At 70.0% G+C, this 26,354-nt stretch carries 26 protein-coding genes; 24 read left to right on the top strand and 2 right to left on the bottom strand.

Annotation, left to right across the window (positions count from 1 at the left end; all coding sequences use genetic code 11):
• Positions 1–62: 62 nt before the first annotated feature.
• A complete protein-coding gene (locus tag AB0N14_RS17950) occupies positions 63–1,700 on the top strand; it encodes a major capsid protein (protein ID WP_366026622.1) in 1,638 nt (545 codons plus the stop codon).
• Between the two features lie 81 nt (positions 1,701–1,781).
• Here AB0N14_RS17950 and AB0N14_RS17955 read toward each other — a convergent pair whose 3' ends face one another.
• Entirely contained in the window at positions 1,782–2,669 is an 888-nt protein-coding gene (locus tag AB0N14_RS17955) for a hypothetical protein (protein WP_366026623.1), read from the bottom strand.
• Between the two features lie 139 nt (positions 2,670–2,808).
• On the opposite strand from AB0N14_RS17955, the gene AB0N14_RS17960 reads away from it, so the two are divergent.
• The 15 genes from AB0N14_RS17960 (at position 2,809) to AB0N14_RS18030 (ending at position 18,656) form a co-directional block, all read left to right on the top strand.
• Complete coding sequence (locus AB0N14_RS17960; RefSeq protein WP_366026624.1) at positions 2,809–3,636, top strand: cupin; 828 nt, start codon at positions 2,809–2,811, stop codon at positions 3,634–3,636.
• Positions 3,637–3,644: 8 nt separating this feature from the next.
• Positions 3,645–4,172, top strand: coding sequence for a hypothetical protein (locus AB0N14_RS17965; RefSeq protein WP_366026625.1), 528 nt, complete (start codon positions 3,645–3,647; stop codon positions 4,170–4,172).
• Positions 4,173–6,752: a hypothetical protein gene (locus AB0N14_RS17970; protein WP_366026626.1), complete on the top strand. Its 2,580-nt coding sequence runs from the start codon at positions 4,173–4,175 to the stop codon at positions 6,750–6,752.
• Positions 6,749–10,468, top strand: coding sequence for a hypothetical protein (locus AB0N14_RS17975; protein ID WP_366026627.1), 3,720 nt, complete (start codon positions 6,749–6,751; stop codon positions 10,466–10,468). The genes AB0N14_RS17970 and AB0N14_RS17975 overlap by 4 nt, the downstream gene beginning before the upstream one ends.
• A 40-nt stretch (positions 10,469–10,508) precedes the next feature.
• On the top strand, positions 10,509–10,721 hold the full coding sequence (locus AB0N14_RS17980; protein WP_366026628.1) for a hypothetical protein: 213 nt from the start codon (positions 10,509–10,511) through the stop codon (positions 10,719–10,721).
• 92 nt (positions 10,722–10,813) lie between these two features.
• Positions 10,814–11,365, top strand: a complete 552-nt coding sequence (locus tag AB0N14_RS17985) for a hypothetical protein (RefSeq protein ID WP_366026629.1) — start codon at positions 10,814–10,816, stop codon at positions 11,363–11,365.
• Positions 11,365–12,006: a hypothetical protein gene (locus tag AB0N14_RS17990; protein ID WP_366026630.1), complete on the top strand. Its 642-nt coding sequence runs from the start codon at positions 11,365–11,367 to the stop codon at positions 12,004–12,006. The genes AB0N14_RS17985 and AB0N14_RS17990 overlap by 1 nt, the downstream gene beginning before the upstream one ends.
• A complete protein-coding gene (locus tag AB0N14_RS17995) occupies positions 12,003–12,473 on the top strand; it encodes a hypothetical protein (protein ID WP_366026631.1) in 471 nt (156 codons plus the stop codon). The genes AB0N14_RS17990 and AB0N14_RS17995 overlap by 4 nt, the downstream gene beginning before the upstream one ends.
• 27 nt (positions 12,474–12,500) lie before the next feature.
• Complete coding sequence (locus tag AB0N14_RS18000) at positions 12,501–12,983, top strand: hypothetical protein (protein ID WP_366026632.1); 483 nt, start codon at positions 12,501–12,503, stop codon at positions 12,981–12,983.
• 2 nt (positions 12,984–12,985) lie between these two features.
• Entirely contained in the window at positions 12,986–13,927 is a 942-nt protein-coding gene (locus tag AB0N14_RS18005; protein WP_366026633.1) for a hypothetical protein, read from the top strand.
• Positions 13,927–14,394: a hypothetical protein gene (locus AB0N14_RS18010; protein ID WP_366026634.1), complete on the top strand. Its 468-nt coding sequence runs from the start codon at positions 13,927–13,929 to the stop codon at positions 14,392–14,394. Before AB0N14_RS18005 ends, AB0N14_RS18010 begins: the two co-directional genes overlap by 1 nt.
• Positions 14,391–14,696, top strand: coding sequence for a hypothetical protein (locus AB0N14_RS18015; protein ID WP_366026635.1), 306 nt, complete (start codon positions 14,391–14,393; stop codon positions 14,694–14,696). Before AB0N14_RS18010 ends, AB0N14_RS18015 begins: the two co-directional genes overlap by 4 nt.
• A gap of 87 nt (positions 14,697–14,783) precedes the next feature.
• Positions 14,784–16,409, top strand: a complete 1,626-nt coding sequence (locus AB0N14_RS18020; RefSeq protein ID WP_366026636.1) for a hypothetical protein — start codon at positions 14,784–14,786, stop codon at positions 16,407–16,409.
• 13 nt (positions 16,410–16,422) lie between these two features.
• Positions 16,423–16,689, top strand: coding sequence for a hypothetical protein (locus AB0N14_RS18025; protein WP_366026637.1), 267 nt, complete (start codon positions 16,423–16,425; stop codon positions 16,687–16,689).
• A gap of 5 nt (positions 16,690–16,694) precedes the next feature.
• Complete coding sequence (locus AB0N14_RS18030) at positions 16,695–18,656, top strand: glycosyltransferase family 4 protein (protein ID WP_366026638.1); 1,962 nt, start codon at positions 16,695–16,697, stop codon at positions 18,654–18,656.
• 49 nt (positions 18,657–18,705) lie between these two features.
• On the opposite strand, the gene murJ is transcribed toward AB0N14_RS18030, so the two are convergent.
• Complete coding sequence (gene murJ, locus AB0N14_RS18035; protein ID WP_366026640.1) at positions 18,706–20,382, bottom strand: murein biosynthesis integral membrane protein MurJ; 1,677 nt, start codon at positions 20,380–20,382, stop codon at positions 18,706–18,708.
• 252 nt (positions 20,383–20,634) lie between these two features.
• Here murJ and AB0N14_RS18040 point away from each other — a divergent pair, with 252 nt between their 5' ends.
• The 8 genes from AB0N14_RS18040 to AB0N14_RS18075 all read left to right on the top strand — a co-directional run.
• A complete protein-coding gene (locus tag AB0N14_RS18040; protein WP_366026641.1) occupies positions 20,635–20,886 on the top strand; it encodes a helix-turn-helix domain-containing protein in 252 nt (83 codons plus the stop codon).
• Complete coding sequence (locus AB0N14_RS18045; RefSeq protein WP_366026652.1) at positions 20,883–21,752, top strand: IS630 family transposase; 870 nt, start codon at positions 20,883–20,885, stop codon at positions 21,750–21,752. The genes AB0N14_RS18040 and AB0N14_RS18045 overlap by 4 nt, the downstream gene beginning before the upstream one ends.
• A 183-nt stretch (positions 21,753–21,935) precedes the next feature.
• Entirely contained in the window at positions 21,936–23,030 is a 1,095-nt protein-coding gene (locus AB0N14_RS18050; protein WP_366026643.1) for a hypothetical protein, read from the top strand.
• Positions 23,031–23,252: 222 nt separating this feature from the next.
• Positions 23,253–23,840, top strand: coding sequence for a hypothetical protein (locus AB0N14_RS18055; RefSeq protein WP_366026644.1), 588 nt, complete (start codon positions 23,253–23,255; stop codon positions 23,838–23,840).
• 2 nt (positions 23,841–23,842) lie between these two features.
• Positions 23,843–24,553 (top strand): hypothetical protein, encoded by a 711-nt coding sequence (locus tag AB0N14_RS18060; protein WP_366026645.1) that lies wholly within the window; start codon positions 23,843–23,845, stop codon positions 24,551–24,553.
• Positions 24,553–25,356: a hypothetical protein gene (locus AB0N14_RS18065; protein WP_366026646.1), complete on the top strand. Its 804-nt coding sequence runs from the start codon at positions 24,553–24,555 to the stop codon at positions 25,354–25,356. Before AB0N14_RS18060 ends, AB0N14_RS18065 begins: the two co-directional genes overlap by 1 nt.
• On the top strand, positions 25,347–25,928 hold the full coding sequence (locus AB0N14_RS18070) for a hypothetical protein (RefSeq protein WP_366026648.1): 582 nt from the start codon (positions 25,347–25,349) through the stop codon (positions 25,926–25,928). Before AB0N14_RS18065 ends, AB0N14_RS18070 begins: the two co-directional genes overlap by 10 nt.
• Positions 25,925–26,354, top strand: a 430-nt coding sequence (locus AB0N14_RS18075; RefSeq protein ID WP_366026649.1) for a hypothetical protein, incomplete at its 3' end; no start/stop codon positions are given. The genes AB0N14_RS18070 and AB0N14_RS18075, both read left to right, overlap by 4 nt.

Raw genomic sequence — 26,354 nt, forward strand, 5'->3', positions numbered from 1 at the left:
CCCAAGACGACCGCTGGTTTTGGGCCGGGTCACTCCAAGATCGATCATTTGGAGCCGGCCCCATGGACGAGTTCTCCCTTCCCGAGGACATCACCGCCCTCACCGACGAGGAACTGGACAACCTGCTCGACGGCGCGGTCAAGGCCTTCGACTCGAAGGCGAGCAGCAGCACCGTCACCACTGACGACCTCGCCAAGCTCCGCCAGCTGGCTACTGCGGTTGAGGACATCCGCACGGAGAAGGCGGAGCGCATCGCGGCCGCCGAGCAGGCCGCCGCCGAGATCGAGGCCCTCGCCGCCGCCGTGCGCGGCGACAACCCGGAGGAGGCCAACGCCTCTTCCGGGACCGACCCGGAGCAGCCGTCCGAGCCGGAGCCAGTCACCGACCCGGAGCCCGCCAAGGAGCCCGTAACGGCCTCCGGAGCGGTCATGAAGCAGCGCGCCCTTGACCTGTCCCGCGTTCGCGTCCACCAGCCGCGCGTCCTGCCGCCGGACCCTAACCCGCGTCCAGTGATCGCCGCTTCCGTCGACGTCCCGGGATACCAACCGGGCCAGCCTCTCGACATGGAGGGCGTCACCGAGGGGATCATCCGCCGCGCCAACGCCCTCAAGACCGCGGGCGGCGGCGTCGGCCTCTGCGCCTCGTACCGTCTCCCCTTCGACAAGTCGCTGATCATCAACGACTCGTCATCCGGTACCGAGGGCACCCGCGCGGTCATCCTCGCCGCCGACCAGACCCGCCTCCCGCAGGGCAACATCGTCGCCTCGGGCGGTTGGTGTTCCCCCTCGGAGACGGTGTACGAGCTGACCGACATCGCGTGCCCGGAAATGCTCTGGGACGCCCCCGAAATCCAGCTCGCCCGTGGTGGCCTACGGTTCTTCAAGATCCCGTCGTTGGACGTCGGCTCGATGACGTTCGTGCACACCGAGTCCGATGACATCTCCGGCGCGGTCAAGCCCTGCTTCAAGATCCCGTGCCCGGAGCCCGACGAAGTCCGCTGCGACGCGGTCGGCGTTTGTCTTGAGGCCGGCATCCTGACGCAGAGGCACTTCCCGGAGTTGGTCGCCTGGTACCAGCGCAACACCATGGTCGCGCACGAACTGCGTGTGCGTCAGGTGCTGTTCGACCAGGCCGTGGCCGCGTCGACGCCGGTCACCATCGCGCAGACCTTCGGCGCGTTCTCCGCAATCTTCGCAGCCGTCGCCTTGCAGGCGGCTGACATGGTCGAGCGGCACAGCCTGTGTGAATCGATCAGTATCGAGGTCGTCTTCCCGTGGTGGTCGAAGGCAATGTTCCTCGCCGACATCGCCCGCCGTAACGGCGTCGCCTGCGACGAGATCGACGAATCCTGCATCATCAACGCCTTTGCCACCCTCGGTGTCCGCGTCCAGTGGGCGCGCGGCCTTGCCCCGAACGTCCCGACCCAGATCGGCGGCCCCACCCCGGCCGTGGACTGGCCTAACAGCATCCCGTTCCTGATCCACCCGGCGGGCGCGTTCCAGATTGGGCGCGGAGGCGAGATCAGCCTGGGGGTAATTCACGATTCGGCGAAGTTCCAAAGTAATGATTATACGGCTGCGTTCTCTGAGGAGTGTGTGGCCCTGATCGACCGCGGGCCTGAGTCTCGGATCGTCACGGTCCCGGTCTGCCCCGACGGCCGCACTGGCGAGCAGCTCGGCATCGCCTGCCCGATCGCCTAACCCCCTCGGCCTCAACGTGGCGGACTCGTGAGATACGGCCCGCCACGCCCACCTGAGGAGGTGCGGCAGATGCGGAATGCTCTACTCGATGTGGGCCCAGGTACGGCGGCGCACGACATCCCGGATCGCTTGCGGCTTCACCCCGACCTCGCGGGCCAGGGCTGCGACGTTACTGTCATGCTGGTTAGTGCCGGGGACGTATCGGGCACGGATAGCCCTCACCTTGTCGGGGTCGAGTCGGGATCGGCCGTGGGTTACTCCCCGGGCGCCGCGCCCCTTGGTGTCCCTGTCGTGGCTGTTCTGGGCCGGAGTGCCTTCCCAGAGGTGGGTCGGCTCGACGCACGGCGGGTTGTCGCAGGTGTGGCAGGCGTGCGTGGCCCGCATCATCGGGCGACCGAGGTTGTGCTCGACGACCAGGCGCGTGATCCGGGTGCTGGCCTTCCCCGCCACGCTGGCGACCGGGTATCCCCAGGCGTCAGTGGAGAATACGCCGGTCGCGTCACGGCATCCGGTGATCGGATCCGGCTCGATACTCAGTACGAGAGCGACGACGTCCTGGACCGTGCGGTTGTACCGGTAGCGGCGGGCAGTCGGGTCGGCTCCGCCGTTGTTCCAGGACCACCCGTAGCAGTCCTCACACCATCCCTTCTTCCGCGCTTCGCCCGTGCACCATTCGACCTTGCATGTTTCGCCCTTGTTCCGCTGATGGAACGGGCGGGCCGCTGGGGCGTTTCCACGCTGCGCCCGCTGGTAGCAGCGGTCACACAACGCAGACTTGCCCGCGCGGGCGGGGCGCCCGCAGTCGGATGTCGTGCACTTCGGGCGGGTAGGGTCGTTCCTGCGCCGCCACTGGTAGCAGTAGCGGATGTGGGCGCCGCCCTTCAGCCGGTTGTCGGGCTCCGGCGGCTTCCCGCATACGTCGCAGACGGTTGTGTCGATAGCAGCAGGGCATGCCGTAATGTCGGCCATGGCTGGACTCCTTCTCACCAAGGGTTCCGTCGGGGTCGACGGCGTGTGCAGCGCCGTCGGCCCACTCACCGGGTACAACGCCCGAGCTCGGCGTGTCGGTTGCTCCCCGCGGGGGTGATCTGACGTGCCACCTGCAGGTATGAGGCGACGTGTCGGGGCCATTCCCGGCCGCCCGTTGCCGTACGGGATCCTCGGCGGCTGTACCGAGGTCATCGACGTCACCGACGAGCACGAGCTGCTCGGTGTGGAGTGGATGGCACTGGGCTGCTCCCCAGTCCGTGACACCGACTGGTGCCCGCCCGACCAGTCCTCCGGGGACGAGTCGCCGGGCGCGCTGCCCGGGCAGAAGGAGTTCTACCCGCCTATCCACGAAGAGGCCGACCCGGTCACGATCTATGCCGGGGTGATGTGCTCCACCATCGGCTGGTCGTACCAGGAGGCCATCGACCACGTACGGGCCTCGCTGGAGCTGGGGGAGCAGCAGGCCGTCGAGTCGGCGTTCTGGCGGTACACGCTCGCCCCCAGGGCGATCGACCTCACCCCGGCCGCAGGGCCGGTGTCGATCGCCCAGGGGGTGGCCGCGCTGGAGGGCTGCCTGGCCGAGAACTACGGCGGCATGGGCACCCTCCACGTCCCCACCGGCGCGGCGGCGCTCTTGGGCTGCTGCAACATCGCCTACGTCGACGGCGAGCGGCTGTCCACGCTCGCCGGGAACTGCGTCATCGTCGGCTCCGGGTACTCCGCCGCGAACACGGGGCCGGACGGCACCCCGGCCCCGCCCGGTACGGCTTGGCTGTACATCTCCGGGCCCGTCGTGGTCCGCCGCGGCCCGATCGACGTCATCCCCGACACCGCCGGCGCCTCCATCGACCGGCGCGTCAACGACCGGCGTGTGCTCGCCGAGCGCACCTACGTGCCCGCTACCACCTGCACCGTGTGCGCGGTGCTCGTCACCACCTGCCCGTGAGGACCGCCATGCCACCCGAGCTGATCCGTGTCCAGCCCACCGCCGCGCTGCGCCGCGAGTTCGCCGCCTGGGCGGTCGCCCAGCAGCCGAAGGTTCGCACCGTCTCCCACACCGTGTTCGCGGTTCCCGCCAACCAGTTCATCCACATGCCCGAGCATCTGCTGATCGGGTCGATCGTGGACGGCCACCGCTACGTCAGCCCCGACGAGGACCAGGAGCAGCCCGTCGAGCAGACCGGCGGCGCCGAGCTGCTGGGTGTCGGCCTGCCGGAGCGGGAGGGGATCCCCGGCCAGCCGCTGCCCGAGGTGCCCGCCGAGACGTACGGCCCGGACTCAGTGCCGCTGACGCCGCCCGAGTTCGCGCCGCTGGAGGACGCCCCCGCCGGCGACGAGGACGGCAGCGACTCAAGCGACCCGGGCGACGAGAACAACGACCAGGCGGAGGACGGCGGCTTCACGTGCGACGTCTGCAACCGCCCCTTCAAGTCCGAGCGCGGCCGGGACACCCACCGCCGCCAGGCACACCCGGAGGCGTAAGTGCCGGTCGAGCCCGTACCGTGCGCACCCGGCGAAGGAGGCACGCCAGGTACCTGTGCCTGCGCGCCGTCGATCGCCTCTGCGCCACTGTGCCGCGCCGACGGCACGACCGTTCTCCTCGTCATCCGCTCCGAATGCGCCGACTGTGGCAGCCCGTCCGCCGCCCCGGCCGTGGTCGGCTGGATCGACCCGACCAGCGGCACCTACTCGCCCGGCCCGGCCCCGGCCGACGCCGGGCCGTGCACGCTCGGCTGCAGCTGCTCGCCGTCGATCACGACGGCCACGCTGTGCCGGGCGGACGGCACGCCGATCCTCGTCGTCGTCCGCAACGACTGCGCCGACTGCGACACACCGGCCCCGGACCCGTCGGTCATCGGCTGGATCGACCCCGCAACTGGCATGTGCACGCCTGGCGCGGTTCCGGCGGGCGCCGGGCCCTGCACCACCGGCTGCGTCGACACCGTGTGCCGCCAGCTGTGCGACGACACCGACGGCGACGGCCAAGCCGACGCCACCTACAGCGAACTGTGGTGCATCCGCGAGGACGGCACCGCCACCCTCGTCCTCACCTACCAGGACGACCCGTCACAGCCCTACACGCCGACCGCCCCGGTCGACTGCACCTATGGCTGCCCCGAGACGGAGACGGTGACCCTATGCGACGCGAGCGGCCCGTTCCTGCGGCGGTTCACCTGGCTCAACGGCGTCGGCTCGTACGAGGACGTCGCCCTCGACGGGCAGACCCCGCACGTCGTCAACGGCACGGTCGGAGTGTGCGCCAGCAGCGGCAGCGGTAGCAGCCCCTGCGCCGAGCAGACCACGCCCACAGCCACGCTGGGCCTGTGCCTGGCCGACGGAACACCCATCGCGGTCGTCATCACCCGCGACTGCGCCGGCGCGGTCACCCAGGACGGCTGGATCAACCTCACCACCGGCACGTTCAGCGCCGGGGCACCCCCGGCCGGGGCGCAGGCCTGCGGCGACTCCCGCGCCTTCGAACTCGCCGGGCTCCTGTGCGACGTCGACCCGGCCAGCGGCGACGTCCTCGGCCTGGTCCTCGTGGAGTACGAGTACAACCCCGACGGCTCGCTGGCCTCCGTGCGCCTGGTCGACCCGGGCGCCGGCACCACCTACACGCTGCAGGGCGAACTCAGGTACTGCCCGGCCGACGTCGCCGCCACCGGCGCCGACCAGGACCTCATCGTGCTGTGCGACGTCCAGGCGGACGGCAGCAGCAAGCCGTTCGTCCGCGACTACCGGCGCGACGCCATCACCGGACAGGTCAACGGGCACAGCGACTACGCCCTCGACGGCAGCCCGTACACCCCGGCCGGCACCGTCGGTGTGTGCGTCTCCCCAGCCGAGCCGTGCCGCAACTCCAGCTCGCTGCTGCTGTGCGACCTGCCGACCGATGGGGCACCGGACCCGACCGTCACCGACACGAACCCGACGCCGTACTACCCGTATCCGACCGGCGCCCCCGTAAGCGGCGGGCAAACGCTGTGGGACGGCGGCACGCTCGATCTGCCGCCCGGGACGGCACCGCAGCCAGGCACGCTCGGCACCGTCAACAGCCTCGCGGCGATCATCCAGGCGCCGCGCCCCGTATGCGACACCGGCACCGCGCACGTCACCGTCTCCCTCAACGTCCAGCAGACAGGGCCCGACAACGGATGCCTGGCCACCGGGCACCTGCGCCTGTTCAACGGGACGACCCAAGCCGCCCTGACCCTCCTACCGGCCTCCACCCCGGCAGGGTTCTTCGGCACGCTCACCGTCGAGGCCGACGTCCCAGCCGCCGACCTCGCCGCAGGCAGGATCGCCTTCGCGCTCGCCCTGGACGCCTACGACGACAGCCCAGCCACGTGCGCACCGAGCCCGCGTCACACCGGCTGGCAGCTCTCCGCGTTCACCGCGACAGCCGCCTACGACCAGACCGGCTGTGACACGCAGTTCCTCCGCAACGTCACCACCGACTGCGAGACCGGCACGGTCACCGCCGTGGTCGACACCACCATGGACGGCCAGCCGTACACGGTCACCGGCCAGGCCGGACAGTGCGCGGCGGCCGGCGGCGGCTCCTGCTGCCCCGACAAGCCGTGCCCGGCGCAGAACGTCCTCGAGGAATGCCGGTGCGACGACACCGACGGTGACGGCGTACCGGACGTCGGCTACCTCGAACTCCTCGCCGTCGACTGCACCGGCACCGTGACCAGTCTCGGCACCTACACCGAAGACCTCACCGGCCCGTACACGCCCGTCTCACCGGTCGACTGCAGAACGCTCGATGACACCGAGGGCGCACCGCCCGCGTTCGGCGCCCAAGCGCACCGCATCGAGCTGACGGGCAGCGGCACGTGGACCGCCGACGCCTGGCCGACCCTCCAGTCAGTCACCGCGGTCGCCCACAGCGGCACCGGCCGCATCACGACCGCTGACGGCCCCTCGACCCTCCACCAGGGCGAGGCCGCCACCTGGAGCATCGCGCGGGACGACGACGCCCGCCTGACCGGGCCACTCACCATCGCGGCGGACACCGGCACCGTGACCGTCACCTTCACCACAGGAGTACAGCTGTGAGCGGATGCTGCGGGCAGGGGCCCGTGATCCTGAGCGGCGCCGCCGCCACACCCCGAGTCGACGTGGAGACCGTCCTGCTGTGCGACGTCCTCGCGGACGGCACGGTCGCCGGCGTCGCCCTGGTCGAGCCGGTCTACGACACGAGCAGCGGCGCACGGGTCGGCACGCGCACGGTCGACCCCACGACGGGCGCCGCCTACACGGTCCAGGGCACGCTGATGGACTGCGCTGCCGCAGATGAAGACTGCGACCAGTTCATCGGGACGCTCTGCTACCAGGAGCCGACCACCCAGGACCCGGGCCTGACGCTGCACAAGTTCAACGACGCCGACCCGAACCATCCCGGCTGCCTGGTCGGGCTCGACGCCACGGACGGCGACCTCCCGTTCATCCAGTACACCGACCCGATCACCGCGTGGGAAGGCACCTACGAGTCGAACACGGGCACGGCGTCGAACGTCGAAGTATCCGCGCCCGAGCTCGGCGGGTTCATCGACTGGAGCACGTTCAGCCCGCCGATCCCCTCAGTCCCCAACGCGGGCATCCCCGCCCCGTACACGGGCACCGCCGTTTTCAACGGCATCACGGTCACGCTGGAGGTCTTCACCGAGCAGGCACTCACCACCGGCACCCAGTACCTGCGGATGGGCGGCTCCCTGCACTTCAAGCTGTCGTTCTCGTCGCCGGTGACGATGAAGTTCGGCACCCAGGGCTTCGCTGACCCGGCCGCGGGCAACGATGAGCGGTTCTGCGGCGTGACCGCGACCGGTGTCGTCACCGGGGCTGGTGAGATCCGGACGGCGTATGGGCTCCGCGACTGCAAGACCGGCGAGACGACATGGCGTGACCAGGTCAGCGGCGACGCAGTAGACCTCACACAGGCAGTGGTCGTTCCGTGCCCGCAGCCACAGCGGGACTGCGCCTCTCCGACTGAGCCGACCGCCACGGTGGGCCTGTGCCTGGCGGACGGGACACCGATCGCGGTCACCGTGGTCCGCGACTGTGCGGGCACCGTCACGTCCGAGGGCTGGCTCAACCTCACCACGGGCGCCTACAGCGCGGGCGCGCCCCCGGCCGGGACAGTCGCGTGCGGTGACAGCCGCTCGATTCAGGTCAGCGGGACGTTCTGCGACGTGGACGCCGCCGGCGACGTCCTCGGCCTGGTGCTCATCGAGTACACCTACGACGACACCGGCGCCATCGCCTCCGTGCGCCTGGTCGACGCCACCACGGGCGGCACCTACACCCCGACCGGCACCATCACCACCTGCCCGGCCGGCGTCGAGCAGCCCGAGCAGGACATCGTCCAGCTCTGCGACGTCGCCGCCGACGGCACCACCACCGCGTTCATCCGGGACTACCGGCGCGACGAGACCGGCGCCATCGTCGGTCACAGCGACTACACGCTCGACGGTGCCGCCTACACGCCGACCGGCACCGTGGGCCAGTGCGCGCCGGACGCTCCGGTCGACGTCGAGACGTACCCGCTGTGCGTGCTGAGCGCCACCGGCGCCGTCCTCCAGCGGGTACGCCGAGAGGTGGTGTACGACGCGGCCGGCGCCGCCGTGAGTTCCCGCCTGGTGGACGCCGTCACCGGGACCGCGGTGTCCGTCCCGGCCGGGGCGAGCGTGGGCGTGTGCCCGAGTTGCCGGGACTGCGAGACGCTGCTCCTATGCGATGACGGCGCCGACGACCCGGCCACCCTCACCGGCCTCGTCTCGGCCGGCACCCTGTCCAACGGCGTCGCCTGGACGGCGAAGGGCCCCGGCGCGTTCCCGGCGAAGGTGAGCAACGCGGACGGCGCCTGGTGGGGTCAGGGCACCTTCCCCAACCCCATCCTCGCCAACACCACATGGACGTTTGACCGGCCGGTGGAGGTGGAGTTCAGCGTCGTCCTCCACTACTTCAACTTCACCGACGGCTCCCGGAACGCCGCTCAGCTTCCGGTCGGCGCGGTGCCGGTCTCCCTGCCTGTCGGGTACAGCTACAACGCGGCCACTGGCGTCCTCACGGGCGACAGCACCCTGACCGACTGTGCCGCCCTCACCGACCCCCATCAGGCGACGTCGGCGCGGTTCAGGCTCCCGAACCCGGTCACCACGTTCAGCCTCCAGTACCTCGGCGCACGCGCCGCCGCCTGCGGCGTGTTCGACATGTGGCGGTTCGGCTCGATCACCGTCACCCCGGCCGGTCAGTTCCTCCGCACCATCTGCCGCTCCTGCGACGGCACGGTCACCAGCACCACGGACACCCGCCTGGACGGCGTCACCCCGTACACGCCGCTGGGCGCCGTCGGCCAGTGCACGCCCTCAGCCGAGGACCCCGAGCACCGGTATGACGTCGAGCCGCTGACCCTGTGCGACACGGCCCCAGACGGGACCGTGCGGCAGTTCCTCCGCCACTACGTCTACGACGACCTCACCGGCGCACAGAGCACCCACCGGGACACCGCCCTCGACGGCAGCACCCCGTACACGGTGAGCACGGGCGGAACGGTCGGCAAGTGCGGCGACTGCTGCCAGCCGGTCCAGGTCTGCATCCAGCAGGACCCCACCCAGAGCGTCGAGTTCATCTCGAATGAGGGTCACCGCAACGACAACTCGGTGGACCCGGTATGGAAGTGGACTCCGGACCTCAGCGTGGCCAATCCGCCCTGGTACGACATGTACGAGTACCAGTACTCGGCGGCCTGGTCGGTCACCGACTCCGACAGCGCACGCCCGGCCTGGTGGGTTTCCCCGCACCCGAACGGCACCTCGGCGCAGTCGAGCCCGGCGAAGCCGAACGAGGGCCCGTCGCTCCTCAACACCCACTGGTTCCCGCGCGCGTACTTCGACCTGCCGGACAACGCCGACCCAGCGACCATCCAGATCCAGGCCACGGTGTTCAACGCCGACCAGATCGGCAGGGCCTTCCGGCTGAACAACGGTGCCTGGCAGAGCCTGCCGGCGACGGCCACGCACAACGGGACCACGTACACCTTCGGCCCCGCCACCATCCCAGGCGCGCAGGCCGGCCGGAACTTCCTCTACCTCGACGTCGAGGAAACCGTGGGCGGCGGTTCCGGCCTGATGGTGCACCTGAAGGTCACGTATGAGGTCATCCCCGAGACCCGTTCCTGGACGCGGATGGTCTGCTGCGACAACTCGATCTACTACCTGGACGAGGACGGGCAGCGCCAGGACGCCGTCCCGGACGGCTGGCATGTGGCGCCATGCACCGGCGCGGCAGGCAGTAGCACCGACTGCGCCAAGCAGGTGGTGGAGCGGTGCGGCTGCGACGACACGGACGGGGACGGCATCGGTGACGTCCAGTACACCCAGCTGTGGGCCGTCGACCCGTGCAACGGCGCGGCGCCCGTCCTCCTGGGCACCTACGAGGAGGGCGACCTCACCCAGCCGTACACGCCGGTCGCCCCCGTTGAGTGCACGGCGGCGGAGGCGCTGCCCGGGCCCCTGAGCACCGGCGTACGGGCCGTGACCGGCACCGCGGCGCAGAACATCGCCAGCACCTTTCCGGGCGTCCAGAGCGTCAGCCTCACCGTCCTCGCTGGCGCGGTCAACGTCACCATGTCGGACGGCGCGGCGGTGCCGATCCCGGCCGGGGTCACGATGACGTGGTCCGTTGCCCAAGACAGCGACACCGCCCTCGCCGTGGCCTCCTTCGCCGGGGCGACGGCCGCAGCGAGCTACCTCCTGAACTGGACGTACCGCTGATGGCCGCGCCCTTTCCAAGACCGTCCACCAGGAGGCGCTGATGAGCGACGACATGACCGAGACCACGCCCGGCCCGGCGGCCGGCCCGCGCTACTTCACGAAGGAAGGCGAGGGCGTCCAGGTCGTCTACAACCTGAAGGACCCGGCGCCGTACTTCGAGCTGGGCTACGAGGAGGTCGACGAGGCTGCCTATCTCGCGAGCCTGCCGGACCTCTCCGCCTCGCTTTTCCCCGCAGCCCCGGAAGGTGACTGATGGCGGGTAGCTGCTGCGGGTCAACCCGCGTTGTCCCGCGCCTCGACCCGGCGCCCTGCAATGCGCTCACGCAGGGGGCGGCCGGGCTCCTCGTGCCACACGCCGAGGTCGCCGGGATCGCCCCCGGAGGTGCGGTCTCGGCGACGCGCTCGGTCGACATCGACGTGCAGGCACCGGCTGCCGGGGCGTGCCCGGAGACGTGGCAGGTCGGTGCTCGGCTCACGCCGGTGAGCGGGCAGACGTCTGGTGCGGCCGGCCTCGGAGGCTCCCCATACGACACGTGGGTCCCTGTCCCCGCGACGCTCACGCTGCCGGAGGCCGGCGTCTACGAGCTGGACGCCGACGTGCAGGGCGGCGTGATCATGCAGGGCAGTGTCTCCAACGCGATCGTCCAGGCGCGACTGTTCAACGTCACCGCCAACGCCGTGGTGCCGCTCACCGCGCGGACCCTCCTGCTCTTCGCTGCCACGCCCGCCGTTGGTGTCACGCACACCCTCCACGGCAACGCCTCAGCGTCGGCGCTGTACCAGGTGGCGGGACCGACCACGATTCGAGTCGAGGGCCTCAAGCACGTCGACAGCGGAACCACGACGGGTGAAGTCGTCGCTGCCACGAACTTCCGCTTCAAGAAGGTGGCTGACTGATGGCCGGGCCCTGCGGGCGCACGTACCGGGTCGACCCACGGCTGGACCCGGCGGCGTGCAACGCCCTGAAGGAGACGGCGGCCGGGCTGCTGGTGCCCGAGGTGCTGATCGAGGTGGACCCGGGGCTGACGCTCACGCCCCCGGCCGCGGGCGACTGCCCGCAGGTGTGGCGGATCGGGGTGGACGCGGCATGGGTGCAGACGCCCGCGCTCAACTTCCTGCACACGATCACCGGGGCAGTCCGGGCGTGGGAGGCCGTGCCCGAGCTGCCACTGCTGACCATCCCGCGCGCCGGCGTGTGGGAGGTCAACTTCCAGGTGCGCGGCGTCGCGCTGCTCCCAGCACCGGGCGCAGCGAACATCGACACGGGCGTGGTTGCTGGCCTCTACAAGAACGGGGCTCTCGTCCCCGGCACTGAAGCGATGGTGATCTACCACAGCGAACTCGCGGGCGACCAGGGCAAGCAGATCCAGGCGACGGGCTCGCGGCAGTTCATGCACACGTTCGCCGTCGGGGACACGGTGGGCCTCGGCGCGTTCCGCCTGGGGACGTCCGGCACCGCTGCGGTGGTCAGCAACGGCGACGGCCGTACGTACATCTCGGCCCACTGGGTCGCCCCGGAAGGAGACACCCCCGTATGACCGGAACCGCCGCCAGTCTCGACACCGGCGGTAGCGGCTTCGCCGTACTACCGGCAGGCGTTGACCTCGGGTCGGTCGCCTCTGGGGCATGGGTCAACCTCGGGCTGTCCCTCGCGCTGCCCACGGCCGGCACGTACCACCTGGACGCGGTGGTCCGGGGCAACTTGGGCAACATGTCCGCAGGTGAGAACGCGGTCGTCCTCGCGCGACTGTGGGATGTCACCGCGGGCGCCCTGGTCCCCAACAGTGAGGCCATCGTCGTACAGATCGCCGAGTACGCGCCGGGAGCAGCGACGGCCCTGCAGTGGAACAGCTCCACCGCGATCAGCGTCGAGTACAAGCCCACGTCGCCGAGGACAGTCCGGCTGGAAGCCGCCCGGGTCGACATCGCGGGCACCACCGAGGTGGCCGGGATCGGTTCCGACACTCTCCAGCGCACCACCCTGCGATACGCGCGCGTCGCGTAACCCCTCACCCCTCTCGGAGGTCTCCTCATGTCCGGTACCAGCGGCAGCGTTTCGGCGGCAGCAGCGGCCGATGCCGAGTACGAGATCCTGTGCGACGTCCAGGCCGACGGCACGAGCACGCCGTTCCTGCGGCACTACACGACCAGCGGCACCGGCGCCCCGTCCGTGTCGGACACCACGCTGGACGGCACCACGCCGTACGCGCCGACCGGCAGTGTCGTACGGTGCGGCACGAGCCCGAACCCGCAGATCGACTCGACGGTGCAGCGGCAGAGCGGCGCAGGCACGGTCAACATCGCGGCCGGGGCCCGCTCGGTCACCGTCGTCGTCTACGCCGGGTCGCCGACCGTGGCGCTCAGCGGCGGCACGGCGGTTCCGATCGCGGCGGGCAGCTCTCTGACCTGGTCGGTGGACCAAGGCGGCAAGAACGGCGAGAAGCTGCAGGACTCCTTCGCGTTCACCGGCGTCGCCGGCTCGGACTTCGTGGTCCTGAGCACCCGGGAGCTGTAAGCGTGAGCGGAACCAACTCCGGGGTCTCCCTGGACTGTCCGACCACCCTGGCGAACGAATGCTGGAAGATCCCCGGCTACCGGTACGTGACCTACGACAACAGCGCGGCCACCCCGTGCGGCGTCTCGAAGATCAACGGCACGGATGCCGGGATCTGCGGGCGCCCGAACGTCCGCATCACGTCGTGGATCATCAATGGCCGCAACGTGATCGCTGACCCGTTCACGGATGGCTGGGACAACTGCGGGGTCCCGTTCCTGTCCGACCTGGCCGCCACCCTCAACACGTGGGATCCGTTCGCCGGCGGGTGGACCGTCGCCGTCTCCGACTCGTGCGCCTACTTCATCCGCTCGCGGGCGCTGCCCCCCACTGGCACGAAGTACGGCGTGCTGACGGCCGTGGACATCGACAGCGGCGAGACGCTGACGTTCACGCCCGTCGACACTGTGGTGGCCGACCAGTTCTTCCGCCGGATCACAGAAGTCGACTGCTCCGGGACCTCGTCCGTGCGGTGGGTGAACGACGCGGGCACCACCGTGGCCGCCCCGGACCCGGCGCAGATCGTTGAGTGCTCGGTGCAGACCGCCCCGGGAGCTCGACCGACCCCGACTCAGCGGGTACGGCCGCGCATCCAGCGGTACACCGGCACCCAGAGCTCAATCGCCTTCGACAGCTACGGCGCCGACCCCCAGTCCGTCACCCTCACCGTCCTCGCCGGTGCTGTCCGCGTCCAGGCAGCAGGCTCCGGAGCGACGAGCACCAACGGCGGCCCGACCACGTACGCCGACGACGTCACCGTGCCTGCCGGGATCACCCTCACCTGGGCCGTGGACGGCGACACCACCGACCTCGCCCTGGACGGTGCCCTGCAGTTCACGGGGACGGCAGCGGGCGCGGACTTCATCGTCCACTGGACCGAGCACATCTACACGGACTCCGACTGATGGCGACCTCCAGCAGTATCCGAATCCAAGAGGACGGCTTCGCCGTCCTCCCCGCGAACGTCGACCTCAACGCGGCCGCGTCGGGGACGTTCGTTGCCACCGGACTGGTCCTCACGCTGCCGAGCGCCGGGGCCTACCATCTCGACGCAACCGTTCGCGCGTTCCTCGGCACCATGACGACCGGCGAGGCCGCGTACATCGTTGCCCGCCTGTACGACGTGACCGCCAGGGCCGTCGTCCCCAACAGTGAGGTTCTCGCGCATCAGCTCGCCGTCGGGGCTGGCACTTCGGCAACGCTCCTTACCTGGAACCGCACAGCGTCCGTTCAGGTTCGGTACACGATCCCGGGCACGCGCACGATCCGGCTGGAAGCCGCACGGGTCACTCAGACCGGCATCACCGACAGCGCATCGGTGGTCTCGGATGGCAACGGGCGTACGACGCTGCGGTACGAGCGGGTCGCATGAGCACGCGAGGCGCCTACGCGCAGCCAACGCCGCACGTCGAGCGCGCGACCGCCGTGACCGACTCCAACGGGGTGGCCACCTTCAACTGGCCAGCCGGGGCCTTCTCGGCGGCCCCGGTCGTCACCCTGTCCCTGGAGGCGGGCGCCGGGTTCCGGTCCTCCCGAATCTCGGCGAACACCGCGACCCAGACACAGGTCACAGTGCTCGCCTCGGCCGGGGTGACGGTCCTCGGCATCGGCGTCCTCGCCGCCGGCACCCCGGCCCCCGGGGTCACCGTCCACGCGCACGCCGTCGCCCCGTAGCGGGCCCGTCTGCGCCATAGACTCGATACGACGCCGCTGGTTGTGGGCCGGGCGCCTCCTCCCTCGCACCGAGCCAGGAGCGCCCTCATGAGCAAGTGCTGCGGCGTCAGCCCCTGCAACTGCCGTGTCACCGCCGGGACCGGAACCACCGTCACCGGCAACGGATCAGCGGCCAACCCCTACATCATCTCGGCGACCGGAGGCAGCGGCACGACCGCCCTCGCGGTCACCGACTCCGAGACCATCGACTTCGATCTCACCGGCACCGGCACGGCTGGTGACCCGTACGAGATCACCGGCAGTGCCATCCTGGACCCCACCCCGCCCGGCGGCGGTAGCAACCTCCTGCAGTCCGGTCCCGAGGGCCTGTTCGTGGAGTGCGCGGACGTCCGCACGTGCTTCTCCGCCACGGACGGAGCGACGTACGACCCGGCAACGGGCGAGATCGGCGCGAAGGTCTCCACCGACGCCGGGAACCAGGTCAAGATCGGCACGGACGGCGGGCTGTACGCGCCGCCGGCCAGCAGCTCGGCACCGACTGTCGTGCAGGCCGGGGACACCGACACGATCGACGCCACTGTCAGCGGCACGGGCACGGCCGCCGATCCGTACGTGGTGAGCGGCGCCGTGCGCCTGGACCCGACGCCGCCGCAGGGCGGCTCGAATCTGATCGGGACGGGACCGGAGGGCCTGTATCTCGAGTGTGCCGACGTGCGCGGATGCCTGTCGGCGGGGGATGGCGTCACCTACGACGCCGCCACGGGCGTGATCGCCGCGAAGATCAGCGGTGACGCGGGCAACACCACGAAGATCGGGGCAGACGGCGGGATCTACACCCCGGCCCCAGCCGGGACAGCGCTGCAGGCCGCTGACACGAACACCGTGGACACCACGGTCAGCGGCACTGGCACGGCCGCCGATCCGTACGTGGTGAAGTCGGATGTGATCGTGGCGCCCGAGCCGAACGGCCTGGAAGCGACCGCGAGCGGCCTCCTCGTCGCTCCCTCCGGCGATGCCGGGAACCAGCTCGCAATGGGCAGCGACGGCCGCCTGTTCGTTCCGCCGGACCCGCCGCTGGCGGTGGGATGTGGTCTCCAGGGCGACGGCACTGCGGCGAAACCGCTGGCCGCCTACCCGGCCCGGGGCAAGGATGCATGGGCCGATCACTGGGGCTGCGACGCCACCCAGTACTCGACGCTGCGCTGTGACCCGAACACCGGCTTCCTGTGGACCCCGCCTGAGCACTACTCGGCGACGGACCACTTCTACATCGACCACATGAACCCGGCGATCGCGTCCATGGGGCCGACCAGCGGGTGGGTCTCGCTCAGTCCTGGTGGCGGCGCGCCCGCCAACGTCACCTGGAACATCCCCCCGAACTTCCTCGGGAACATGTGCCGCGACTGGGGATACGAGACACAACTCCACGCGTCCATCGACCTGAACATCAGCTCCACGGCCACGTTCGAGGTCGGCTACATCGTGAACAAGGCGGGCGTGCTCAGCGTCCGGCCGATGTGGGGCATCTACACGGCGTTCGGGTCGGCCCGGCGCGAGCGGTACGCCGGCGGACTCTGCGAGGCGTTCTACCGCTTCCCGGCAGCCACGGGGGCGGTCGTGATCATGTACCCGGCCGTCCGCATCCTGACCGGCACCATCGGTATCAACAGCTGGATCTCGGACGCCTCGCTCGACACCCAGACCCGCGACTGATCAGGAGGCATCCATGCCGCGCTACTTCGTATCCCCCGACGGCGGCTCCGTCGAGATCAACGACGGGCCTTTCGCCGCGTCGGCCGTGCCCGAGGGCTGGGAGGAGGTCACGGCCGATCAGTACCAGGCGCACCAGGAGCAGATGCGTCAGGCCGCGTTCGCCGCCGCTGCCGCGTTCATCGCCGCGGATGGTGATGTGCCGTCCGGGCCCGTGCGCACGACCCCGATTGAGGACCTGCCGACCGACCCGGGCGACGACCACAACAGCGACCAGAAGTAGGCGGCGTGCGCGTCCTGGCCTTCCTGCCCGTATACGGGCCCACGCCGACCGGCGCCCACGTCACCACCCGCGAGTACCTTCGCGGCCTGGTCGCCGCCGGGCACCAGATCGACGTCGTCACCACCAGCAGCGGCCAGCCCGCCGCCGTCCGCACTGAAGACGGCGTGCGGGTCTGGCCGCTCGGCTACTGGTGGCGTGCCGCGCAGACCAGCCGCCCCGATCTCGTCATCTCCCACCACAACGACCGCCGCGCACCCGCCATCCAGGCCCAGGTGCGCGGCGTGCCGCACCTGCTCCTCGTCCACGGCATGTCAGCAAACCGGCAGCTCGGCCGGCCAACGCTCGCCTGGTTCCCGTCGCAGGCCTGCCGCGACCACTACCCGGCCTACCGCGGTCCCTCGCTCGTCCTGCCGCCACCGATCGACCCGAAGCAGTACCGCACCACACCCGGCCGGCTCGTCACGCTGAACGGCTCCACCACGGGCAAGGGCGCCGACGTCCTCGCGGCCGTCGCCGAGCAGCTGCCCGGCACCCGCTTCCTGATGGTCCGCTCGGCCGGGCACCCGGGCGGCGTCGACCTGCCGAACGTAGAGCTGGTCGACCGGATGGACCCGCGCGCCCTGTACGGGCGGACCCGCATCCTGCTGATGCCGTCCGCCCGGGAGTCGTACGGCCGCGTCGGCGTCGAAGCCATGCTGTCCGGCATCCCCGTCATCGCCGCCCCGCTGCCCGGCATCCGTGAAGCACTCGGCGACGCCGCGGTGTACGTGCCCCGCGACGACCCCGCCCAGTGGGCCGCCGAACTCCGCCGCCTGGACGACCCGGGCGCCTACACCGCGGCGGCCACCGTCGCCCGAGCCCACGCCCAGGCCCTCGACTACGACGGCAACCTGCGCGCATTCACCGGAGCGTGCGAGGACCTACACGTCGCGCACCCGGTGCCCGCCCGCCGACGGCCGGCACCGCCTCCGCCGCAGCGGCCGGACGTCGTGGCCTGGGTGCACTACACCGTCCCGTACCGGCGCGCGGGCTCGGAGACCATGCTGCAGACGATGATGCGAGCCCTGCAGACCGCCGGGCTCCGGGTCCTCGTCATCGCCTCCCAGATGCCCGAGGCGCCCGCTTCCTGGGACGTCGATGGCGTCCCGCACCGCAAGGCGGACCCGGCATCCGCGACGGCCCTGATCCGCTCCCTGCGGCCGAAGGCGATCGTCTCCCACCACGGGTTCGCCGAGCGCGCTATCGCCCTCGGGCACCGAATCCGTGCACGGCCGGTGCTGCTGCTGCACTCCGACTTCGAGAGCAACGCCCGCGCACTGCGCCTGCGCCCGGACCTCGTCGTCTACAACACCCAGTGGATCGTCGGCTCGTTGGAACCCCGGTACGGCGAGGTCGGTCGCATCCCGTCGCTGATCGTCCACCCGCCCGTCATCCCCGACGAGCACCGGGCGCCGGCCACCGGCGAGCACGTCACCCTCGTCAACCTCAACCGGGACAAGGGCGTCGACACCTGGCACGCCGCCGCCGAACGGCTGCCGCAGCTGCCGTTCCTCGGTGTCACCGGCTCCCACGGCCCCCAGATTCTCCAGCCGCACCCGCCGAACGCCCGGGTCATCGGCCAGACCTCGGACATGCGCGGCGACGTGTGGGCCAAGACCCGCGTCCTCCTCGCCCCGAGCATCTACGAGTCGTACGGCATGGCCGCCGTCGAAGCCCTCGCCTCCGGCATCCCGGTCATCGCCCACCCCACGCCCGGCCTTCGCGAAGCCCTCGGGGACGCCGCCCTGTTCCTCGAGCGCCAGGACGTGAACGCGTGGGTCGCCGCCATCGAGGAGCTGCATGCCAACGGCGACCGCCGCGCCGAGGCCACCGCGGCGGCCCTCGCTCGCAGCGCGTTCCTCGCCGACCAGGCCGAAGCCGAACTGAAGGCATGGACGGAAGCCATGCGGGACCTGGTCAACGGCTAAGTGGTCGGCTCCGGAAGTCCATCGGGGGTTGACTTCGTTGGTGCGAGGTTCACCCCAGCCCCGGCAGGCTGCGCAGCTCCGCGATCCGCGAGATCCGTGCAAAGAGCAGGAACAGCAGGACCATCGCGATGCCGCCCGCAGCCAGCGAAAGCGCGGGCGTCCAAGAGGCTGATGCCAGGCTCTGGCTGCAGAAGTGGGCGATGAGCCACCCGGCACCGCCTGCGGCGGTAGCGGCCGCAGTGAGTTTTGCGTAGGTGCGACAGATCCGCCGCCCGTCGAGCAGCCCCTCCGTGCGTCGCCGCAGGCGCGAGGCAGTCAGCAGCAGGCCGGTCGCGTAGGACAGAGCGTAGGCGGCGGCCATTCCCGTGACTGCCCATCGTGCGGGCAACTGGAGGTGGCAGGCCGCGGCGAGAGCGATGTTGACGCTGCTGATCCACACCGCCATCCGGAACGGTGTGCGCGTGTCTTCGAAGGCGTAGAAGCCTCGCAGCAGGAGGTACTGGGCGGAGAACGGGATCAGTCCCAGGCCGAAGGCTTGCAGCATGTGCCCCAGGGGGGCGGTATTGGCTGCGTTGGCGGCGCCGTGGGCGAACAGCAGCTGAGCGATCTGCGGGCCGAAGGCGAGGAAGAAGAAGGCGGCCGGGACGATGAAGACGCCGCTGACCCGCAGCGCGCGTGACAGGTCGGCGCGCAGGTCGTCGATGCGGTGCTCCGTCACTGCCCGGCTCATGCGCGGGAGTAGGGCTGTCACGAGGGAGACGGTGACGATCGACTGGGGCAGCATCCAGATCTGCTGGGCGTAGCTGTAGGCGGTGTAGCCGACGCCGTCGCGAGGCAGAGCCGTGTCGGCGGCGGAGGCCAGGCGGGTGACCACCGTGTTCGCCACGAGGTTGGCCAGCACGAACAACAGGGTCCAGCGGGCTGCGTTTACGCTCTTGCGCAGACCGGTTCCTTGCCAGTCGAAGCGCAGCCGGAACCGGAAGCCGGCCGCGTGCGCGTAGGGGATCAAGGCGAGTGCCTGGAGGGCGAGTGCGAGTGTGGTCCCGATCCCGAGCAGCCTGACCTGGGTGTCAGTGATATCCGAGACCTGTTCATGTGCGGTCATCAGGCCGAGGTATAGGCCGAACATGGCGATCAAAACCAGATTGTTGAGGACCGGTGTCCACATCATCGCGCCGAACCGGTTCCGGGCATTGAGGACTTGACCGAAGATGCTGAACACGCCGTAGAAGAAGATCTGCGGGAGCAGGAAGCGGGCGAAGACCACGGTCAGCTCGAACGCGTCGTGCGTGGCGGGTGTGTCGCGCTGGTAGACGCTGATGATCTCAGGGGCGGCCCACGTGGCCAGCGCGGTCCCCACGCCCAGGACGCACAGCACCAGAGTAACCAGGCGTTGCTCAAAGGCGGCGCCGCCGTCGGGGTCTTCCGCACGGGCCCGGACCAATTGGGGAACCAGGACAGAGTTCAGTGCGCCGCCGATCAGCAGGAAGTACAAACTGGTCGGCACCGTGTTGGCCTGGTTGTAGGTGGTGGCCAGCAGCCCGGGTCCCAGTGCGGCGGCCTGCAGCACCTGCCGTATCAGTCCGGTGGCACGCGAGACCATGGTGCCCGCTGCCATCAGTGCAGACGAACGCAGCCGTCCGCCACCACCTTTCGCCTTCTTCGGGGCAGCGTGCCTCCGTCTTGTGGACCGCTCTATCCGCTCGGGCGACGTCTCCTCGACCATGGGAACAATCTACGATCCAGAGCTCGCCTGTCTGGAGGGCCTTGGGTTCGCGATCCAGGACGCATCGTCCTGGGCTCCTTGGCTCCAGCACTGCGATGCATCTCCTGCCCGATCCGCGCCCCGCCGCAACGTTTGGGCCCCGCCCTCGCGGGCGGGCGGCTGCGGTTTGCCAGTGATCCACTTCGGCCGATCGGTTCGCCCGCCATGCCCGTCCGCACTGCCTGTCCGATAGCCCTGAGTGCCGCCGAACGCGTGCGGTTGAAGAAAATGGCCTACGGCCACAAGACCGAGCACCGGCTGCGGGTGCGTGCGCAGGTGGTACTGCACGCCGCGCGCGGACGCTCCAACGCGCGTATCGCCCGGGAGACGGGGCTGCACCTGGACACCGTGCGCCGCTGGCGGGGCCGGTTCGCCGAGGCGGGCCTGCCCGCGCTCAAGGACCGTCAACGCTGCGGCCGTCCGCCTCGTTCGCCCCGCTGCAGGCCGCCGAGGTCAAGGCGCTGACCTGCCGGCTGCCCGCCGAGACCGGGGTGCCGATCTCGCGCTGGTCGTGCCCGGAACTGGCCCGCGAGGCCGCCCGGCGGGGCATCGCCACGTTCGTGTCGGCGTCCACCGTGCGCCGCTGGCTGGCCGAGGACGCGCTCAAGCCCTGGCAGCATCGCTCCTGGATCTTCCTCACCGGCCCCGGCTTCCGGCTGAAGGCCGCCCAGGTGCTTGACCTGTACGCCCGCACCTGGCAGGGCGAACAGTTGGGGGAGGACGAGTACGTGATCAGCGCCGATGAGAAGACCTCTATCCAGGCCCGTTGCCGCTGCCACCCCACCCTCGCCCCCGGCAAGGCCCGCGCGATGCGCGTCAACCACACCTACGGACGCGGCGGCGCCCTGGCCTACCTCGCCGCCTACGACGTGCACCACGCCCGCGTGTTCGGCCGCACCGAGCCCAGGACCGGCATCGTCCCGTTCATGAACCTGGTCACCCAGGTCATGAGTCAGGAGCCCTACGCCAGTGCCAAGCGCGTGTTCTGGATCGTCGACAACGGCTCCTCCCACCGCGGGCAGAAAGCCACCGACCGGCTGGCCGCGACGTTCCCGAACGCCGTGATGGTCCATCCTCCCGTGCACGCCTCCTGGCTGAACCAGGTCGAAATCTACTTCTCCGTCGTCCAACGCAAGGTGGTCTCGCCCAACGACTTCACCGACCTCACCGAGGTCAGGGACCGATTCCAAGAGTTCGAAGACCGCTACAACGCCGCAGCACAGCCGTTCCAGTGGAAGTTCACCACCTCCGACCTGGACGATCTACTGGCCAGGCTCGACCGGCACACCACCGATCACCACGAAGAATCCTCCGTCGCGGTGGCAGCGTGATCAACCCCCGAAGGATTTACGGATCCGACCACTAAGCGCGGTGCGGCAAATGCCGTCTGGCCAGCAGGAATTCACCCGCAAGGGGTGTCCGATTTTGAAAGAATGAGAGGTGAAAAGCATTTCGCCCTCGGGGCGGCGGTGGGCGCCAGATCCCGAGGGCTAGCCGACTGAGTAGGAGTCGACTTGAGCGACGTTACGACATCCCCGCCGTCGAGGGGGAACCTCCCACGGCCACGCCGCGCGGACGCCATTGCGGCCGAGGCCAAGTTCCGGGCCGAAGTGGCAAGGCAAGGGGGCAAGGTGATTGGCGATTACGTCAACAGCCGCACGAAGGTCCTCTGCACGTGCAAGGACGGCCACGAGTGCTACCCAACGCCGACCAGCACCACGCGCGGCGTCGGCATCTGCAGGAGGTGCGCCGGACAAGACCCCAAGGCAGCCGAGGCCAAGTTCAGGGCCGCCGTAGAGGCCCAGGGCGGCACGGTGGTCGGTGAGTACGTGAAGGCGACCGTGCCGGTCCTCGTCACGTGCGCGGAGGGGCATGAATGTCGGCCCTGGCCCAGCTACATCAACTCCGGTGGTGGCATCTGCGCCATCTGCTCCGGTCGGGCACGGGGTCTCTCTGAGCCGCAGTTCCGGCAGCGCGTCGCGGAACTGGCCGGGACGATCACCGGCGAGTACGTGAACACGCACACTCCGGTCCTGGTGCGGTGCGAGGAGGGTCACGAGAACCGAGTAATCCCGAAGCATGTGGTCAAAGGAACCGGCATCTGCAGGACCTGTGCCGGGCAAGACTCCAAGGTCGCCGACGCCGCGTTCCGGGCAACCGTGGAGAGGCACGGTGGAGTAGTCCTCGGCTCGTACGTCAACGCCATGACTGCCGTGCTCGTCCGCTGTGTGGAACGGCACGAGACGAAGGTGCAGCCGAACAACCTGGTGGCCGGACAAGGCGTATGCCGGATCTGTCGGGGCAGCACATGGGACGTGTTGTACACGGTCACGGACGAGGGGTTCGAGATCCTGAAGTTTGGCGTCACTTCGGGCAACCCGCACGCCAGGCTGAGGAATCACCGGCTGGATGGCTTGGACACCGTGGTGCGGCTCCACGAGCAGCTACCCGACGGCATCGCAAAGGAGCTGGAGGACACCATCAAGGCAGCGCTGCGTGATGCTGGCGAGACCCCGGTACGCGGGTCGGAGTACTTCCACCTGCGGGCCCTGCCGGTGGTGCTCGACATCGTGGACAACCACCCGGCTATCAAGGCGCTGACCTCTTGACATCGACTCCATAGCCCAGTGTTGCGGCGCTGCTCCCTGGCTATGCTGGGGGAGTAGCGCCGCTGGTTTTGGGCCGGGCCTCTCTGCATCAGGGGAGGTTTGACGCCCATGACATGCCCGCTGATTTCGAATCTGGACACGGTCCGTGTAACCCGTGTCGATCAGTGCGGTCGCCCAGTCTGCGGCGAGGACAACGGCTTCGTCTTCGACTGCCTGGCCAGCGTGGCTCTCAAGCCGGACACGGACGACGGTGACGACATCAAGTACAAGGCCGCGAACGGCAAGGTCTGCGGCTTCCGTAAAGGCTGCCCCACCCTGAACTCGTTCGGCGTCGAGATCAACTTCTTCAGCGTCTCGCCCGAGTTCCTGGAGATCACCACCGGCAACCCGGTCGTGTACGGCTTCGACGGCAAGCCGATCGGCTACGACGACTGCAGCGTGGCTTGCCGGACCGGTTTCGCGCTGGAGTTCTGGGCGGAGGTCCTTGGTGACGACGTCTGCCAGACCGACGGCACGGGCAGCGCCTGGCTGTACTTCCTCCTTCCGTGGATCACCAACGGGATCCTCGGCGACCTGGAGATCGGCAGCGAGGCGGTCACGCTGCAGATGACCGGCAACACCCGGACCGGTGGCGGCTGGGGCGTCGGCCCGTACGACGTCATGCCGATCGACGCGGCCGGCACCGCGGGCCCGATGCTCACCCCGATCGGCTCGAACTGCCACAAGCGCATGTTCCTGACGAACGTGGCGCCGCCCGAGGCGACCTGCGAGTACACGACGGTCGCCGGCGACCTCTGCCTGGCGTCCTGACGGTGGAAGTCCCCGACCTGGTCGTGCCAGTGCGGGAGGGCGCGGTCAACCAGCAGCTCAGGTACGCCCTGCGCTCCTGGGCGGCCCACCTCCCGCACCGGCGCGTGTGGCTCATCGGCTACCGGCCGGCCTGGGTGAGTGGCGTCGGCCACATCGCGACCCAGCAGAAGGGCCGCACGAAGTTCGCGAACACCACGCTGGCGATGCGGTACGCGTGCACGAACCAGGAGATCTCCGACCCGTTCCTGTGGGCGAACGACGACATGTTCGTCATGGAACCGATCGACGCCATGCCGGTGCTACACCGAGGCCCGATCCGCGAGGTCGAGGACTACTACGCAGCCCGCGCGTCGGGCGCCTACCTGGACGGCATGCGCCGCACCCGCCAACTGCTGGAGGAGCTGGGGCACGCGGACCCGGTGTCGTACGAGCTGCACGTCCCGCTCCCGGTCGGCAAGGCCGGGATGCTCCGCGCGCTGGAGGCCGGGCAGGGCGTGGAGGTGCTGCACAAGCGCAGCGCGTACGGCGTGCTGAACCAGATCGGCGGCGAGCGGATCCGGGACGTGAAGGTGCTGCACCGCGGCCCGCGCTTCGACCAGTCCACGCCGTTCCTGTCGACCATGCCGGACTCCTTCACCAACGGCGAGGTCGGCCGGCTGATCCGCACACGGTTCGCGAAGCCGTCGGCGTACGAGACCACCAGGAGGCGCTGATGCCACTCCAGACAGGCCCGTGCCAGGCGTGGCCGACAGAGCTGTGCTGCGACACCGAAGGCAAGGAGCCCGAGGAGATCGAGCGCTGGACGCTCATCGCGTCACAGATCCTGTGGGCCCTGTCCGGCCGCCGGTATGGCCCGTGCCCGGTCACCGTGCGGCCGTGTCGCCGGGCCTGCCTGGAGTCTTCCCCGGTGAGCTTCCAGGCCGGTGTCGGCACCGGCCCGTGGATCCCGTACATCGGATGGGACGGGCTGTGGCGCAACGCCTCGGTGTGCGGCTGCAAGTCGGACTGTTCCTGCAGCGAGCTGTGCGAGGTGCTCCTCGAAACCCCGGTCTACGACGTGGTTTCAGTGAACATCGACGGCCAGGATCTCCCGCCCACGGCGTACCGCGTGGATGCGCCCGGCCGGCTGGTGCGTACAGACGGCCAGTGTTGGCCGGACTGCCAGGACATGGCCGCCGCCCCGGGCAGGCCCAACACGTTCACGGTGACGTACCGGTGGGGGCTGGAGCTCGACGCTGCGGCGGTCGCCGCGGTGTCCGAGCTGACCTGCCACCTGATGAAGGGCTGCGGCAGCGGCTCGTGCGGCTGCAAGGCCACCCCGCGCGCCGCGACACGGTTCATCCGCCAGGGAGTCGAGCTGGACTTCGGAGACCCGACCCTCATCTACAAGGAAGGCCGGACCGGGCTGCCACTGGTTGACCTATGGCTGAGCGCGGTGAACCCGTACGGGCTGACGAGCCCCAGCCGCGTCTACTCACCCGACTTCAAGCGACCGAGGGTGCAGCAGTGGCCCTGAGTCCTCTGATCGTTCACGACGTCGCCGAGCAGCTCCTGGCGTGCGTGTGCGCCGAGCTGACCCTGACGGCCGCGAAGGTCGACGGGCAGCCCGGCTGCCCGTGCGTGGCCTGCGTGGTGCCGGGCAAGCCCGCGTGGGACAACTGCACGGGGGACTGCTCGGGCGCGCAGACGCCGGGCCAGCTCACGGTCAACCTCGACCGGATCTACCCGACGTCGGCGTTCCCGACGGAGACGAAGGACGTCATCGGCAGCCGCAACTGCCTGCCCGTCCGCCAGGCCGCCGACTATGTCATCACGCTGCTGCGGTGTGCGCCGACGTACACCGGGAACGGCTGCCCGCCTTCGTGCGAGGAGCAGGCAGCGGCGGCCCGCATCCTGCACGTGGACGCCGTCAGCGTGATCAACGGTGTGATGTGCTGCTTTCCGCAGACGGGCGATGCCCGGCGCGGGCACCAGTTCCTGATGGGCGCGCTGCGCACGCTCGGCCCCGAGGGGCAGTGCGTGGGCATCGAGCAGCGCCTCACCGTGGCCCTGCCGTTCTGCGGCTGTACTGCTGGAGGCGAGTCGTGAGCGTCGACGTCCGAGTGGACCCCGGCCGGCTGGCTCGGCTGCTGCGGTTGCGCGGCGGGATCGTGGAGCGGCGGCTACGGGAGCGGACCAGCCGGGTCGCGGACATCGCCCGCACGCTGGCGCCGGGCACCATGCCGGCCTACATCGACTGGCACATTGAGGAAGGGCCGCGCGGCCTGCAGGGCGTTGTCACCTGCGATCACCCGGCGACGCTGTATGTCCTCGAGGGAACCCGCCCGCACATCATCCGGCCGCGCCGGGCGAAGGCCCTGCGGTTCGAGGTCGACGGACGGCCAGTGTTCGCTGCGTACGTGCGGCATCCCGGGACTAGTACTCCAGCCGGAGATGTGATCTTGTTGGTAGGGGCCGGTGGGGACACGGGTGCGGCCACCGTTGATCATCGTCAGGTGTGTGGACTGAAGACGA

Source organism: Streptomyces sp. NPDC051104, from assembly GCF_040682835.1.
GTDB lineage: Bacteria > Actinomycetota > Actinomycetes > Streptomycetales > Streptomycetaceae > Streptomyces > Streptomyces cynarae.

Bases quoted from the DNA above. Each gene is read 5' to 3' on its own strand.
- AB0N14_RS17950 (WP_366026622.1), top strand. From the start codon at position 63: ATGGACGAGTTCTCCCTTCCCGAGGACATCACCGCCCTCACCGACGAG.
- AB0N14_RS17955 (WP_366026623.1), bottom strand. From the start codon at position 2,669: ATGGCCGACATTACGGCATGCCCTGCTGCTATCGACACAACCGTCTGC.
- AB0N14_RS17960 (WP_366026624.1), top strand. From the start codon at position 2,809: ATGAGGCGACGTGTCGGGGCCATTCCCGGCCGCCCGTTGCCGTACGGG.
- AB0N14_RS17965 (WP_366026625.1), top strand. From the start codon at position 3,645: ATGCCACCCGAGCTGATCCGTGTCCAGCCCACCGCCGCGCTGCGCCGC.
- AB0N14_RS17980 (WP_366026628.1), top strand. From the start codon at position 10,509: ATGAGCGACGACATGACCGAGACCACGCCCGGCCCGGCGGCCGGCCCG.
- AB0N14_RS17990 (WP_366026630.1), top strand. From the start codon at position 11,365: ATGGCCGGGCCCTGCGGGCGCACGTACCGGGTCGACCCACGGCTGGAC.
- AB0N14_RS17995 (WP_366026631.1), top strand. From the start codon at position 12,003: ATGACCGGAACCGCCGCCAGTCTCGACACCGGCGGTAGCGGCTTCGCC.
- AB0N14_RS18000 (WP_366026632.1), top strand. From the start codon at position 12,501: ATGTCCGGTACCAGCGGCAGCGTTTCGGCGGCAGCAGCGGCCGATGCC.
- AB0N14_RS18010 (WP_366026634.1), top strand. From the start codon at position 13,927: ATGGCGACCTCCAGCAGTATCCGAATCCAAGAGGACGGCTTCGCCGTC.
- AB0N14_RS18015 (WP_366026635.1), top strand. From the start codon at position 14,391: ATGAGCACGCGAGGCGCCTACGCGCAGCCAACGCCGCACGTCGAGCGC.
- AB0N14_RS18020 (WP_366026636.1), top strand. From the start codon at position 14,784: ATGAGCAAGTGCTGCGGCGTCAGCCCCTGCAACTGCCGTGTCACCGCC.
- AB0N14_RS18025 (WP_366026637.1), top strand. From the start codon at position 16,423: ATGCCGCGCTACTTCGTATCCCCCGACGGCGGCTCCGTCGAGATCAAC.
- murJ (WP_366026640.1), bottom strand. From the start codon at position 20,382: ATGGTCGAGGAGACGTCGCCCGAGCGGATAGAGCGGTCCACAAGACGG.
- AB0N14_RS18065 (WP_366026646.1), top strand. From the start codon at position 24,553: ATGCCACTCCAGACAGGCCCGTGCCAGGCGTGGCCGACAGAGCTGTGC.